At 65.0% G+C, this 13819-nt stretch carries 15 protein-coding genes; 6 read left to right on the top strand and 9 right to left on the bottom strand.

Going from position 1 to position 13819, the window contains the following annotated elements:
• Positions 1-13 precede the first annotated feature (13 nt).
• From sucD to VK533_RS15815, 4 genes are all read right to left on the bottom strand, one after another.
• Positions 14-898, bottom strand: a complete 885-nt coding sequence (sucD, locus tag VK533_RS15830; protein WP_324379460.1) for a succinate--CoA ligase subunit alpha — start codon at positions 896-898, stop codon at positions 14-16.
• Between the two features lie 54 nt (positions 899-952).
• Positions 953-1915: a malate dehydrogenase gene (gene mdh / locus VK533_RS15825; RefSeq protein WP_324379458.1), complete on the bottom strand. Its 963-nt coding sequence runs from the start codon at positions 1913-1915 to the stop codon at positions 953-955.
• A gap of 164 nt (positions 1916-2079) precedes the next feature.
• Positions 2080-3192: a cell division protein ZapE gene (gene zapE / locus VK533_RS15820; protein ID WP_324379456.1), complete on the bottom strand. Its 1113-nt coding sequence runs from the start codon at positions 3190-3192 to the stop codon at positions 2080-2082.
• A gap of 19 nt (positions 3193-3211) precedes the next feature.
• Positions 3212-3997, bottom strand: coding sequence for a succinate dehydrogenase iron-sulfur subunit (locus VK533_RS15815; RefSeq protein ID WP_324379454.1), 786 nt, complete (start codon positions 3995-3997; stop codon positions 3212-3214).
• A 132-nt stretch (positions 3998-4129) separates the two neighbouring features.
• On the opposite strand from VK533_RS15815, the gene VK533_RS15810 reads away from it, so the two are divergent.
• Positions 4130-5236 carry a CDP-alcohol phosphatidyltransferase family protein gene (locus tag VK533_RS15810; protein WP_324379452.1) on the top strand — a complete coding sequence of 369 codons (1107 nt, stop codon included), beginning with the start codon at positions 4130-4132 and terminating at the stop codon, positions 5234-5236.
• Positions 5233-5673: an HIT family protein gene (locus tag VK533_RS15805; protein ID WP_324379450.1), complete on the top strand. Its 441-nt coding sequence runs from the start codon at positions 5233-5235 to the stop codon at positions 5671-5673. Before VK533_RS15810 ends, VK533_RS15805 begins: the two co-directional genes overlap by 4 nt.
• Here the strand turns inward: VK533_RS15805 and VK533_RS15800 are convergent.
• From VK533_RS15800 to sdhC, 5 genes are read right to left on the bottom strand one after another with little or no spacing between them, the layout of a single operon-like run.
• Positions 5659-6402 (bottom strand): phosphocholine cytidylyltransferase family protein, encoded by a 744-nt coding sequence (locus VK533_RS15800; protein WP_324379448.1) that lies wholly within the window; start codon positions 6400-6402, stop codon positions 5659-5661. The genes VK533_RS15805 and VK533_RS15800 overlap by 15 nt on opposite strands.
• 52 nt (positions 6403-6454) lie before the next feature.
• On the bottom strand, positions 6455-7054 hold the full coding sequence (locus VK533_RS15795) for a hypothetical protein (RefSeq protein WP_324379446.1): 600 nt from the start codon (positions 7052-7054) through the stop codon (positions 6455-6457).
• A gap of 1 nt (position 7055) precedes the next feature.
• The gene (sdhA, locus tag VK533_RS15790; RefSeq protein WP_324379443.1) at positions 7056-8843 is read right to left on the bottom strand and encodes a succinate dehydrogenase flavoprotein subunit; all 1788 of its coding nucleotides are present in this window, start codon (positions 8841-8843) and stop codon (positions 7056-7058) included.
• On the bottom strand, positions 8843-9229 hold the full coding sequence (gene sdhD / locus VK533_RS15785; RefSeq protein WP_324379441.1) for a succinate dehydrogenase, hydrophobic membrane anchor protein: 387 nt from the start codon (positions 9227-9229) through the stop codon (positions 8843-8845). Before sdhD ends, sdhA begins: the two co-directional genes overlap by 1 nt.
• Positions 9229-9648, bottom strand: coding sequence for a succinate dehydrogenase, cytochrome b556 subunit (gene sdhC, locus VK533_RS15780; RefSeq protein WP_324379439.1), 420 nt, complete (start codon positions 9646-9648; stop codon positions 9229-9231). The genes sdhD and sdhC overlap by 1 nt, the downstream gene beginning before the upstream one ends.
• A 172-nt stretch (positions 9649-9820) precedes the next feature.
• Here sdhC and VK533_RS15775 point away from each other — a divergent pair, with 172 nt between their 5' ends.
• The 4 genes from VK533_RS15775 to VK533_RS15760 all read left to right on the top strand — a co-directional run.
• Entirely contained in the window at positions 9821-11200 is a 1380-nt protein-coding gene (locus VK533_RS15775) for a methyl-accepting chemotaxis protein (protein ID WP_324379437.1), read from the top strand.
• Positions 11201-11476: 276 nt separating this feature from the next.
• Positions 11477-12187, top strand: a complete 711-nt coding sequence (locus tag VK533_RS15770; protein ID WP_324379435.1) for an SDR family NAD(P)-dependent oxidoreductase — start codon at positions 11477-11479, stop codon at positions 12185-12187.
• Complete coding sequence (locus VK533_RS15765; RefSeq protein ID WP_324379433.1) at positions 12177-13097, top strand: 50S ribosomal protein L11 methyltransferase; 921 nt, start codon at positions 12177-12179, stop codon at positions 13095-13097. The genes VK533_RS15770 and VK533_RS15765 overlap by 11 nt, the downstream gene beginning before the upstream one ends.
• A 94-nt stretch (positions 13098-13191) precedes the next feature.
• Positions 13192-13819, top strand: a 628-nt coding sequence (locus VK533_RS15760; protein ID WP_414712324.1) for an efflux RND transporter periplasmic adaptor subunit, incomplete at its 3' end; no start/stop codon positions are given.

Raw genomic sequence — 13819 nt, 5'->3', positions numbered from 1 at the left:
ACCATTTGGTTAATCAACCCTTGAGCAGCGCAGAAAGCGTCGTACCCAGCTCTGACGGGGATGCCGCAACGCGGATTCCCGCCTCTTCCATCGCCGCAATCTTGCTGTCGGCGCCGCCCTGGCCGCCCGACACGATCGCGCCGGCATGGCCCATGCGGCGGCCCGGGGGCGCGGTGCGGCCGGCGATGAAGCCGACCATCGGCTTCTTGCGGCCACGCTTGGCTTCGTCCTTCAGGAACTGGGCGGCTTCCTCTTCGGCGGAGCCGCCGATCTCGCCGATCATGATAATCGACTTGGTCGCGTCGTCGGCCAGATACAGTTCGAGCACGTCGATGAAATTGGTGCCGTTGACCGGATCGCCACCGATGCCGACCGCGGTGGTCTGGCCGAGGCCGGCATTGGTCGTCTGGAACACCGCCTCATAGGTCAGCGTGCCGGAGCGCGAGACGACGCCGACCGAGCCCTTGGAGAAGATGTTGCCGGGCATGATCCCGATCTTACACTCGTTCGGCGTAAGCACGCCCGGGCAGTTCGGGCCGATCAGGCGCGATTTGGAGCCGGTCAGCGCGCGCTTGACGCGCACCATGTCGAGCACCGGAATGCCTTCGGTGATGCACACGATCAGCGGCACCTGCGCGTCGATCGCCTCGAGGATCGAATCCGCGGCGAAGGGCGGCGGCACGTAGATGACCGAGGCATCCGCGCCGGTCCGGGCAACCGCCTCGTCGACCGTGTCGAACACCGGCAGGCCGATATGCGTCTGGCCGCCCTTGCCGGGCGTGACGCCGCCGACAACCTTGGTGCCGTAGGCGATCGCCTGCTCGGAATGGAAGGTGCCCTGCTGGCCGGTGAAGCCCTGGGTGATCACCTTCGTGTTAGCGTTAACAAGGATGCTCATGCGCGTTCAAATGTCCTTGGTGTTCCTGGCGCCTGCCCGATCGTGCGGACAAGCTTAGGCGAGGCTGCTGTCAATTCCCTTACAGGCGACCAGCAATTCCTTGACCGCGTCGACCGAGACCTGAAGGTTGGCCTTGGCCTCGTCGTTCAGCGCGATCTCGATGATCTCCTCGACGCCGCCCGCGCCGATCACCACCGGCACGCCGACATAGAGGCCATCGACGCCATATTTGCCGTCGACATAGGCCGCGGCCGGCAGGATCCGCTTCTGATCGTTGAGATAGGCTTCGGCCATCGCGATGCCGCTGGTCGCGGGCGCATAATAAGCCGATCCGGTCTTGAGCAGGGCGACGATCTCGCCGCCGCCGCCGCGCGTGCGCTTGACGATCTCATCGATGCGCGCCTGGGTCGACTTGCCCTGCTTGATCAGGTCGGGAACGGGAATGCCGTTGATCGTCGAATATTCGGCCACCGGCACCATCGTGTCGCCATGGCCGCCGAGCACGAACGCGTTCACGTCGCGGACCGACACGCCGAATTCTTCTGCAAGGAAGTGGCTGAAGCGGGCCGAATCGAGTACGCCCGCCATGCCGACGACCTTATGGTGCGGCAGGCCTGAGAATTCGCGCAGCGCCCACACCATCGCGTCGAGGGGGTTGGTGATGCAGATCACGAACGCGTCGGGCGCATTGGCGGCGATGCCTTCGCCGACCGCCTTCATCACCTTGAGGTTGATGCCGAGCAGATCGTCGCGGCTCATGCCGGGCTTGCGGGCGATGCCGGCGGTGACGATGATCACGTCGGCGCCGGATATGTCGGCATAATCGTTCGAGCCGGTGATCTTCGCATCGAAACGTTCGACCGGGCCGCACTGCGACAGATCGAGCGCCTTGCCCTGCGGCACGCCCTCGACCACGTCGAACAGGACGATGTCGCCCAGTTCCTTGATCGCGGCGAGATGCGCCAAAGTACCGCCGATATTGCCCGCGCCGATAAGCGCGATCTTCTTCCGAGCCATGCGACCCCTTCCAGACTGAATCCAGTGCGCGAGAGAGCGGTCGCAAAGACGGCAACCGCGAAGCTGCGGGGGCCGCTTAGACCCATCGCCTAAGGGGTTCAACCTTAGAAGCCGCTATTTTCTTGCCTTGTGAAAAGCCGGATGCCGCATTGCGGCATGGCACGTCAGGCGAGACCGTGGCCTTCGGCCAGATAGTCGGCGGATTGCATCTCGATCAGCCGCGATGCGGTGCGCTCGAACTCGAACGCGCCGTCGCCCGCCGGATAGAGATTTTGCGCCTCCGCGTCGGCGGTCGCGAGCAGTTTCACCTTATGCTCGTAGAGCGCGTCGATCAGCACCTTGAAGCGCGCCGCCTGATCGCGCCGGTCCGGCCCCATCTTCGGGATACCGACGATGATCACAGTGTGAAAAGCGCGCGCGATGGCGAGATAGTCCGACGCGCCACGCGGTTCCCCGCACAGCCGCTTGAACGAGAAGACCGCGACGCCCTTGAGCGCCTTGGGCACATGCAGGACGCGACCGCCGGGAATCTTCAGCTCGCACGACGGAACGTGGATGCGGTCTTCGGGCGGATAATCGGTCAGCCGGAAGAAGGCGGCCGACACCGCCGCGGTCGCGGCATCGCCGAGCGGCGTATACCAGGTCGGGAAACCGGCGAGGCGGTCGAGCCGGTAATCGTTCGGCCCATTGAGCGCCATCACGTCCAGGCTCTGCTCGATCAGCGCGATGAAGGGCAGGAACAGATCGCGGTTGAGGCCTTCCTTGTAGAGATCCTTGGGCGGGCGGTTGGAGGTGGTGACGACCGTCGTGCCCGCATCGAGGATCGCGGTGAACAGCCGGCTCATGATCGCGGCATCGGCGGTGTTGTTGATCACCATCTCGTCGAAGGCGAGCAAGCGTGCTTCCGCCGCGATCGCGGCCGCGACCGGCAGGATCGGGTCGCCTTCCTCCTTCTTCCGCTCCTCTCGGATGCGTTCATGCACTTCGAGCATGAATTCGTGGAAATGGACACGGCGCTTGGGGCGGACGTGCGCGCATTCGTAGAGCAGATCCATCATCATGGATTTGCCGCGGCCGACGCCGCCCCACAGATAGACGCCGCGCACCGGATCGGGCTTGCGGCCGAGCATGCGCCACAAGACGCTGCCCTTGGTCGGCTGCTCCTCCAGTTCGCGCGCAAGCTGGTCGAGGCGCTCGGCAACGCGGCGCTGCGCGGAATCGGGCCTCAATTCGCCCGCGGCGACGAGCCGCTCATAGCGGGCGATAACGGTGGTCATCTAAACCTGAGCCGACCGTTCAGAGCTGCCGCTCCATCTCCATCTTCTTGATTTCGGCGATCGCGCGCGCCGGGTTCAGCCCCTTGGGGCAGACGTTGGCGCAGTTCATGATCGTGTGGCAGCGATAGAGGCGGAACGGATCTTCCAGCTCGTCGAGCCGCTCGCCGGTCATCTCGTCGCGGCTGTCGGCGAGCCAGCGATAGGCCTGGAGCAGGATCGCGGGGCCGAGGAACTTGTCGCTGTTCCACCAATAGCTCGGGCACGAGGTCGAGCAGCAGGCGCACAGGATGCATTCGTAAAGCCCGTCGAGTTTCGAGCGATCCTCGGGCGACTGGAGCCGTTCCTTGGCGGCGGGCTCGGGCGTGACCGTCTGCAGCCACGGCTTGATCGAGGCATATTGCGCGTAGAAATGGGTGAAATCGGGGACCAGATCCTTGATCACATCCATGTGCGGCAGCGGCGTGATCTTAACCTCGCCCCTCACGTCTTCGATCGCCTTGGTGCAGGCGAGCGTATTGGTGCCGTCGATGTTCATCGAGCAGGAGCCGCAAATGCCCTCGCGGCACGAGCGGCGGAAGGTCAGCGTCGAATCGACCTCGTTCTTGATCTTGAGCAAGGCGTCGAGAATCATCGGCCCGGTCTGGTCGAGATCGAGCTCATAGGTATCGTAGCGCGGATTTTCGCCCGTTTCGGGATCGTAGCGATAGACCTTGAAGCTGCGCACATTCTTCGCATCCGCCGGCGCCTTGTGCTTGCGCGGCTTGCCGGTGGGTTTGGAATTTTTCGGAAGTGCGAATTCGGCCATCGGGTACCTCTTGGCCGGGGCTGATAATGCCATGTGTGCAGGTGCGAAAGCCCCTAAGCGGCACGAACGGCATTTGTCCTTACCGCGACGTCCGGTTGCGGGCGGCTTCCGGGCAGGATAGCTCCATCATCCATGACGACACCGCCTCCGCAGATCCGCATCACTGGCGATAACCGTGTGCGGCTGTGGGGCCTGACGCCACATGAGCGCATCGGCCGCATCGCGACCAAAGCCGGTCTCGCCATGGCCGGCCCGGATGCACAGGGCGCCCTGCTCCTGATCAACAGCGATTTCGCCTTCGACCCGCAATGGATCGGTTTTCTGGTGACGCGGCCGGAGACGGTGCTGACGGTCGACGGCATTCCGGCGATGGCGCTCAGCGCCGACCCGAAAGCCGCGGCAGCGATGGCGCAGGGGGACATGCCGAAACTGGCGGTCGTCCGGTCGGAGGACCATGAGAATTTCTACAATCTGGCGCTGCGCAAGCGCGAGAAGCCGTTTCTCGAGCGGCTGACGCCGGCGGCGGTGCCCGGCATCGAACGGCAAAGCTATTATGGCGCCTATAAGGGCGTCACTGACATCCTCACCAAATATCTGTGGCCCGAAATCGCGCTGGTGCTGACACGCATCGCGGCGCGGATCGGCATCAGCCCCAATATGGTGACCGCGCTCGGCGCGCTCGGCTGTGTGCTGGCGACGATCGCCTTCTGGTACGGCCATTACTGGGCCGGCATGGCGGTCGGCTTCGTGTTCATGGTGCTCGACACGGTCGACGGAAAGCTCGCGCGCTGCACGATCACGTCGAGCCATTGGGGCAATATCTTCGATCATGGCATCGATCTGGTCCATCCCCTGATCTGGTGGTGGGCCTGGGCGGAAGGCCTGTCAGCCTGGGGACTGGCGCTGAGCCGCGAGGATTTCCTGCTGGTGATGGGCGCGCTGGTCGGCGGCTATCTCGTCCAGCGGCTGATCGAAGGCATCTTCATCCGCCAGTTCAAGATGCACATCCACATCTGGGAGCGGTTCGATTCGCAGTTCCGGCTGATCACCGCGCGCCGCAATCCGAACATGGTCCTGCTGTTCGTCGCGACCTTGTTCGGACGGCCCGACATCGGCATCATCGCGGTAGCCTGGTGGACGGTCTTGTCGTGCATCGTCCACGCCGTCCGCCTCGGCCAGGCCGAGTTCGCGCACGCCCGCGGCAAGCCGATCGCAAGCTGGCTGGACGAGCCGGCATGAACGAGACAATCCGGAAGTTCGGTTATCCCGCGACCATGGTCGCGGACTATGCGCACTGGGTCGTCCTGCTGCGCCCGACGCAACCGACGCTGGGATCGCTGATCCTCGCCGCCAAATCCGACGCGACCGCCTTTCCCGACCTGAAACCCAAAGCGTTCGCCGAACTGGCCAAGGTGACGGCGCATCTCGAGGGCGTCCTGAAGAAGGCGGTTGCGCCCGCGAAGATCAATTATCTGATGCTGATGATGGTGGACCCGCACGTCCATTTCCACGTCATACCGCGCTACGAGGGCGGCCGCGGATTCGGGGGAATCGAGGTGACGGATGCGGGCTGGCCGAAAATGCCGGCGCTCGGCGAAGTGCGCGAGCTCAATCCCGAGGAGACGGAAAAGCTGATCGGCTGGCTGCGGGGTTGGTGGCCGTCAGGCGGACGCTGACACCCAGCGCTCGGTCATCGCCGTCGCCGCTTCGAGATCGGGCGGAAAGTCGACCTCCTGCCATTCCAGCCCCTTGATCGAGACGGTGCCGACCTTGCCGGTCGCGGCGAGCGCGTCGATCGCCTTCAGATACCAGTTCTTGGTGCCGGCGGCGGTACGCATCATCGCATCGATCTGGTCGCTGAACAGCTTCGGCCCCTCACCCCGGAAAGCGAGCATGCCGATCGATTCGGCGTCGGTCTCTTGCGGAGTCAGCGTCTTGCCGATCGCGGCGAGCGTGTCGCCGACGCGGCGCACCTTCATGTCGTCCGAATCGTAATCGTCCTTCTCGTCGATCGTCACCGTGATCGGCGCGGTCGCCCCGTCGAGCAGGCGCCGCACGATCTCGGCCGAGACGATCGTGTCGCCATTGATGATGATGAAATCCTCGGTCATCTCAGCCCGCATCATCCAGCACGTCCCGAGATTGTCGGCGACATGGTAGAACGGGTTGAACACCGCGCGCGCCCGCACATCGGTACGTTTGGCGAGCTGCGCCTCGACCTTCTCGGTGCGGAAACCGGTCGCGACCACCATCTCGGCGACGCCCGCCGCCGCCAGCGCGTCGATCTGCCAGTCGAGCAAGGTCTTGCCCGCGAACGGGATCAGGCATTTCGGCTGATCGGCCGTGATCGGCCCGAGGCGCGAGCCCTGACCGGCGGCAAGAATGATGGCGCGCTTGATGATCATGGGCAGGACTTAGCTTCTGGCATCAACCATGAACAGCCGCCTCGCCCGCCGATCACGGCAGAGGCGGCGCAGGTTTGGCGAGGGATGCAGTCTTGAACAGGCGGCGATCTGGTTTTCCCCGTGCCAGCTTGGTCGACAGCGTCTTGAGTGAAAATGCCACGCTGGGATCGCGCGGCGTCCAGTCATTGCGGACGATGATGCCATCGGGCGTCACCGTGTACCGGCGGACGAATTTTTCGCCGACAAGCTCGATCACATCGGCCTTGCCGAAACTGCCCTTCACAGGCGGCAACATCCGCGCTGCGAGGACCTTGTCCGCCGCGACGGCGATACCGCAGGCGCCTCCGCCTATCTCCGGCCGCATCACCAGTCGAGCGTTCGTCACATCGTAGAGGATGTTCTCGCCGGTATCGCAGTTCGCGAGGACACGCGTGAGCGCAACCTCGACTCGGTGCATTGGGCCGAATTGATATTCCGCTGCGTTCTCGATGGTGGCCACACCGCTGCGGATGACCTGCGTGCGCAGGACGACCGAATAGTTCGCCCGCGTCGCGTGGCTACGATCGATGATCGCCTGGACAGGCGCGGGCAAAGCCGACTGACCCGGCACCAATCCGGTAACAGTCAGCAAAGCGACCAGCGCGAACGCCAAATCAGTACACCCGCGCCTTCGGCTTGATATATTCGATGTCGTCGGTGAGCGTGTAGTCGTGGACCGGGCGGTAATCGATCGTGACCGCACCCTGTTCGAACCACGAAATGGTGTGCTTCATCCATTCCTTGTCGTTCCGATCGGGGAAGTCCTCGTGCATGTGCGCGCCGCGGCTTTCCTTGCGGTTGGCGGCGCTATGCATCGTCACCACCGCCTGCGGCAGCATATTGTCGAGCTCGAGCGTCTCGACCAGATCGGTGTTCCAGATCAGCGAGCGGTCGCTGATGCCGACGTCCTGCATGCGGGCATTGACCTTGTCGATCTTCTCGACGCCCTCGCGCAGCGACTTGGTGTCGCGGAACACGGCGCAGTCGGACTGCATCGTGCGCTGCATTTCCAGCCGGATCGCGGCGGTCGGCGAACCGCCGCTGGCATTGCGGTAATGATCGAGCCGGGCGATCGCCTTGTCGTCCGCCTCGGCCACGACCTTGCCGTGTTTGGCGTTGGCCTGGACCAGCTCGGGGATGCGGTGGCCGGTCGCACGACCGAACACGACCAGGTCGATCAGGCTGTTGGAACCGAGGCGGTTGGCGCCGTGGACCGAGACGCACGCCGCCTCGCCCACCGCGAACAGGCCCGGCACGACCGCGTCGGGATTGCCGTCCTTCAGCGTGACGACCTCGCCATGATAATTACAGGGGATGCCGCCCATATTGTAGTGGACGGTCGGCGTGACCGGCAGCGGCTGACGCGTCAGGTCGACGCCGGCGAAGATCTTGCCGGTTTCGGTGATGCCGGGCAGGCGTTCGTGCAGCACGGCGGGATCGATATGATCGAGGTGCAGCCAGATATGGTCCTTGTTCGCGCCGACGCCGCGGCCCTCGCGAATCTCCATCGCCATCGAGCGTGACACGACGTCGCGCGACGCCAGGTCCTTCGCCGAAGGGGCATAACGCTCCATGAAGCGCTCGCCCTCGCTATTGGTGAGGTAACCGCCCTCGCCGCGCGCGCCTTCGGTGATGAGCACACCCGCGCCATAGATGCCGGTCGGGTGGAACTGAACGAATTCCATGTCCTGCAGCGGCAGGCCGGCACGCAACACCATCCCGCCGCCGTCGCCGGTGCAGGTGTGGGCCGAGGTCGCCGAGAAATAGCAGCGGCCGTAGCCGCCGGTCGCGAGCACGGTCGCGTGACTGCGGAAGCGATGGATCGTGCCATCTTCCATGCACATCGCGATCACGCCCTTGCACTCACCATTCTCCATGATGAGGTCGAGCGCGAAATACTCGACGTAGAAGTCGGCGTCATACTTCAGGCTCTGCTGATAGAGCGCGTGGAGCATGGCGTGGCCGGTGCGGTCGGCGGCGGCGCAGGTGCGCTGCACGGGCGGACCCGCGCCCATATTCTGCATGTGGCCGCCGAACGGGCGCTGGTAGATCGTGCCGTTGTCGTTGCGGCTGAACGGCACGCCGGCATGTTCGAGTTCGATCACCGCGGCGGGGGCTTCCCGCACCATATATTCGATCGCGTCCTGGTCGCCGAGCCAGTCGGAGCCCTTGACCGTATCGTACATGTGCCACGTCCAGTGATCGGGCGTGTTGTTGCCGAGGCTGGCGGCGATGCCGCCCTGCGCGGCGACGGTATGGCTGCGGGTCGGGAAGACTTTGGTGATGCAGGCGGTCTTGAGGCCCTTCTCGGCGACGCCCATCGTCGCGCGCAGGCCCGAACCGCCGGCGCCGACGACGACCGCATCATAGACATGGTCGATGATCTGGTAGGCGGCGGGCATCAGGCGACGGCTCCCTGGAAGGCGACCTTGAGGATCGCGTAGATCGCGAGCGCGGCGCCGCCGATCGCATAGAAGTTGAGCAGCACGATCGCGATCACGCGCGTGAAATCATGCTGATAATCCTCGACCACGACCTGCAGACCGAGGCGGAGGTGATAGAAAGCCGAGACCACGGCCAGGATCAGCGCCACGCTCACCCACGGCGAGGACAGCCAGACCACCAAAGCGCGATAGTCCCACAAAGGCAGGCGGAACAGCGAGACGACCAGCCAGGTGACGAGCAGCAGATTGCTGCCCGCGGTCAGGCGCTGATGCCACCAATGCTTGACGCCTTCATGCGCCGACCCGAGGCCGCGCACGCGGCCGATGCTGGTGCCCGTGCCCATCAAAGCGCTCCGTGAAAGAAGATGACGATCCAGATGAACAGGGTCAGGACGATCGAGACGACCAGCGTCGAGATCGAACCGACCTTGTTTTTCTTGAGCTCATAACCCGCGCCCGTATCGAGCAGCAGGTGGCGCATGCCCGAGCAGAGATGCTGCAGGAACGACCAGGTCAGCCCGATCAGAATCACCGCCGGGATCAGGTTGAGCTTGCCAGTCGTGTCCGAGGTCATCAGGTCGACGAACCTGGCATAACTCGCCTCGCCGCCCGACAAGGCGATGAGCCACCAGACGAGCAGCACGCCGCCGCCAAGGGCGAGCGCGGTGCCGGTTGCGCGGTGGAGGATCGAGACCAGCATGTGCGGGCCCCATTTCCAGACAGTGAGATGCGGCGACAGCGGCCGCCCGGGATTGCGCGCCATGTTCGGGCTGTGGTCCCCAGAGGAGAAAAGAGTCGCGGTCCTTTAGCCCAATCATGCCGCGTTGCAACGTCGTCGCACGCGTAACGATTAGGTCCGGTTAGGGCTAATGGGTTGTTTACCTTCTGATCGTAGGCAGGGACGTGAATAAGGCGAACCGGAGAGTGTCGCGGCCATGTCGGACGAGTATTATCTGATCGAGCTTCCTGCCGCGGCCCGCGTGCCAATGGCGACCGACGAGGTTGCGCAGCGGCTCGCCATCTACAATGGCGGCGGTCTGTTCGAGCGCGAACGCGCCTTCGTCTGGGAACAGGCGGGCGAGGTGATTCTGCGGGCCACGCTCGATTTCTGGGCATGGCTTCCGACCAGCGGCACGCCGTGCGGCGACGCGATCGCGTCGATGGGCGTTTCGTCCGATCAGATCGTGGCGCGCATGACGCACCACACGACCGCCAAATATACCCAGCCGATCGATGCGCGCTGGATCAATCTGCTTGGCCTGATCGGCCGCGAAATCTTCACCACTAACGCGCCCGCGCCGCTCGTGATCGACGGCACAACCAATCATACGGCAGCGGTGATCAAGGCGCTCCGTGCCGCTTTCGCCGATTCGGCCGATCTGCCGCGTTTCATCGATATCGTGCACCGCATGAGCTGCATCGAGATCGAGGTATCGCTCGCCCAGCTTTCGTTCCTGCAACAGCAGCGCGTCGTCTCTAGCCAGAATGAGGAAGGCGGCCGCTTCCAGCAGGCCGTGGTCGAGATTCTGCAGAGCGCCGTCTCCAGCGCAGGCGCGCTGCAGGACCGCACCGCATCCACCGCCGGATCGGCCCGGGGCATGCTCGGCAAGGCCTCCGAAGTCGCCGCCGCGTCCGAACAGTCCGCCGTCGCGATGCGCGAAGCCGCGCAGACCGCCGCCGGCCTGATCCGCGCGATCGAGGAAGCCCGTGGCGAAGTGGAGGTCGCCGCCGGCGTCGCCACCCGCGCCGGCGAACAATCCGACAAGGCGGTCGCGGTCAGCCGCGCGCTTTCCGAACATGCCCAGGCGATCGAATCGATCCTTGGCCTGATCCGCGACATTGCCGGCCAGACCAATCTGCTCGCGCTCAACGCCACGATCGAGGCGGCGCGCGCAGGCGATGCCGGCCGCGGCTTCGCGGTGGTCGCGCAGGAAGTGAAGAGCCTCGCCAGCCAGACGGCGCGCGCCACTGACGACATCGCCGCCAAGATCGGCGCGATCCAGGGTGCCGCCCGCCAGACGGTGGAAGCAAACGGCACGATCCGCACCACGATCGGCGACGTCCAGCAGTCAGCCGAGCGTATCCGCCGCGCGATGGAAACCCAGGCACAGACGGTGACGATGATCACCGCCGCGGTCGACGAGACCGCGCTCGCGGCCGACGCCATGTCGTCGACCATCGCCGCGATCCGCACCGACACCGAGCAGGTGGCGCGCGACATCGACGAGCTGGAGAACGGCTTCCGCACGGTCGACGCCCAACTCGCCCGCCTCGACGCCACCACCGGTGCGTTCGTGGAGCGCTTCGCCGCCTGACCCGGAGGGGCCTTGGCCCCTTAGGGAAAAGCAAAAACACCGAATCCGAACTGATAGATTTTGTCGGCGCGCCTTAGCGCAAGGGTGCGCACTCATAACCGGCAACGGCCGTGATCCGGACGACCGCGAAGCGGCGGGCGGATTTTGGCGCACAGCGGCGTCGCGCGTCGGTCACGATGAATCGCCATCGTTCCCTCCTTGCTCCTAACCTGTGCGCCAAAATCCGCTCCGTCCCGGCCATTGCCGGTTATGAGTGCGCACCCTAAGCGGCGCGGCATGACAATCCACATCCTTGCAACCGGCACCAGCCGGGGGATCGGCGCGGCGATTGCCGCGTCGTTCGCGTCCGACGACGTCCGCTTCGTCGGCCATTCTTCGTTTCAAGACGATGCCGACATGATCGGGGCGGATCTTTCGGTCGAAGGGGCCGGCCCGATCCTGTGGGCGATCGCCCTTCAGCGGCTTGGCGGCAGGATCGATGTCCTGATCAACAATGCCGGCATCTTCGAGGATGCGCCAATCGACCAGCCCGACGACCAATGGCGCGCCGCCTGGGAGCGGACGATGCGGATCAACCTGACCGCCGCCGCCGAACTGAGCCGGCTGGCCGTGCTCCATTTCCGCGAAAAGGGCGGCGGGCGGATCGTCAACGTCGCCAGCCGGGCCGCCTATCGCGGCGACAGCCCGGCGCATTGGCACTATGCCGCATCCAAGGCCGGCATGGTCGCGATGACGAAAAGCATCGCCCGCGGGTACGCTCGTGACAATATTCTCGCCTTCGCGGTCTGCCCCGGCTTCACCATGACCGGGATGGCGGAGGATTATCTTGCGAGCCGCGGCGGCGACGCCCTGCTCGCCGACATTCCGTTGGGACGCGTGGCGGAGCCGGTCGAGGTGGCCGCGACGGTGCGGTTCCTCGCGCTTGAAGCGCCGCCATCGATGACGGGCGCCGTGCTCGACATCAACGGGGCCTCTTATGTCCGCTGAGTGGCAGACGCAGTCGGCCGAGAGCTGGAAGGTCACGTTCTTCCCGTGCTCGCGCGCCGAAGGCGAAGCCCTCGCCACGATCGAGGCCGATCTCGGCATCGATCCCCCGCCGACCCTGATGACGAGCGAGCCCGATCTCAGCCGGCCCGACGAATGGCAGCTCGATGTCTATCTGGGTTGTGCGCCCGACGACGCCCTGATCCACCGGATCCGCGCGCTGGTGCCGAGCGTCGGCGATGCCGCACCTGCGATCGAGCGGATCGAGGATGCGGATTGGGTGACGATCAGCCAGGGCTTCCTCGAGCCGATCCGGGCCGGCCGCTTCTATGTCCACACCGCCGCCCATGCCGATGCCCTCCCCGCGAATATGGTCGCGTTCCGGATCGAGGCCAGCCGCGCCTTCGGCACCGGTCATCACGAGACCACCGCCGGCTGCCTGACCGCGCTCGATCGGCTGGCGCAGGCAGGCAAGAGCTTCGTCAATGTCGCCGATATCGGCACCGGCACCGGCCTGCTGGCCTTTGCCGCCCGCGCGCTGTGGCCCGATGCCCGCATCCTTGCCACCGACATCGATCCGGTCGCGATCGACGTCACCGCGGAGAATATGACGGCCAACGGGTTGCCAGCGGAAGCAGTCGTCCTGGTCGCCGCCGACGGCATGAACGATCCGCGGATACAAGGCGCGGCGCCCTTCGACCTGATCGTCGCCAATATCCTGGCAGGGCCGCTGATCGCGCTCGCTTCGGACCTAAGTGCAACACTGAGCCAAAATGGCACCATCGTCCTGGCCGGGCTTCTGGCAAGCCAGGCGGATGATGTGCTAGCGGCCTACGCATCAAACGGGATGCAATCGTCCGCGCGCATCGACAGCGGGGACTGGTCGATCCTGACACTGGCTCAGGCACCTTAAACAGTGCTTGAGCGAGGTGATATATATTGCTAATACAGTCGGGCGGCGATGCGAGGGGAAATCCGTGTCGTGACGCGAGGGATGGGACGGCGAGATGAATATGGAATCGGGTATCGATCCGGCGGATTATCTGGACCAGGATGAGCAGCGCAGCCGCAGGACGCGGATGCTGATCATCGGCGGCGTCGTGATCCTGGCCCTGCTCGTCGGGATCTATATCTGGACGCACCGCAAGGCCCCGCCGACGGCGATCGAAACCGCGCCCAGCGTGACAGTTATCGTGCCTGGCCGTCATTCGGTGACGACCGAAATTCCCGCCGTCGGTAATGTCGGCGCGCGTCGCGACATGCCTGTGGGCGTCGCCGGAGAGGGCGGTCTGGTCCGTTCGGTTCTGGTCGAACCCGGTACGTGGGTTGCGCAGGGCCAGATTCTCGCGGTGGTCGATCGGTCGGTCCAGGTGCAGGAAGCCAATGCGCTTGCGGCCTCGATCGCACAGGCCCGCGCCGACGCCGAACTCGCCAAATCCAACCTTACCCGCGCCAAGGCGCTGGTGAAGAGCGGCTTCATTTCGCAGGCGGATATCGACGCCAAGCAATCCGCGCTCGACGGCGCCAATGCGCGCGTCGCGGTCGCGCAGGCGCAGCTCAAGCAGCAGCAGGCAACGATCGGCCGGCTCGACATCCGCGCCCCGACCGCCGGCCTGGTGCTGACCCGCACGGTCG

It is taken from the genome of Sphingomonas sp. (assembly GCF_035317925.1).
Classification (GTDB): Bacteria; Pseudomonadota; Alphaproteobacteria; order Sphingomonadales; family Sphingomonadaceae; genus Sphingomonas_I.
This window is presented reverse-complemented; position numbering and strand designations above follow the sequence as displayed.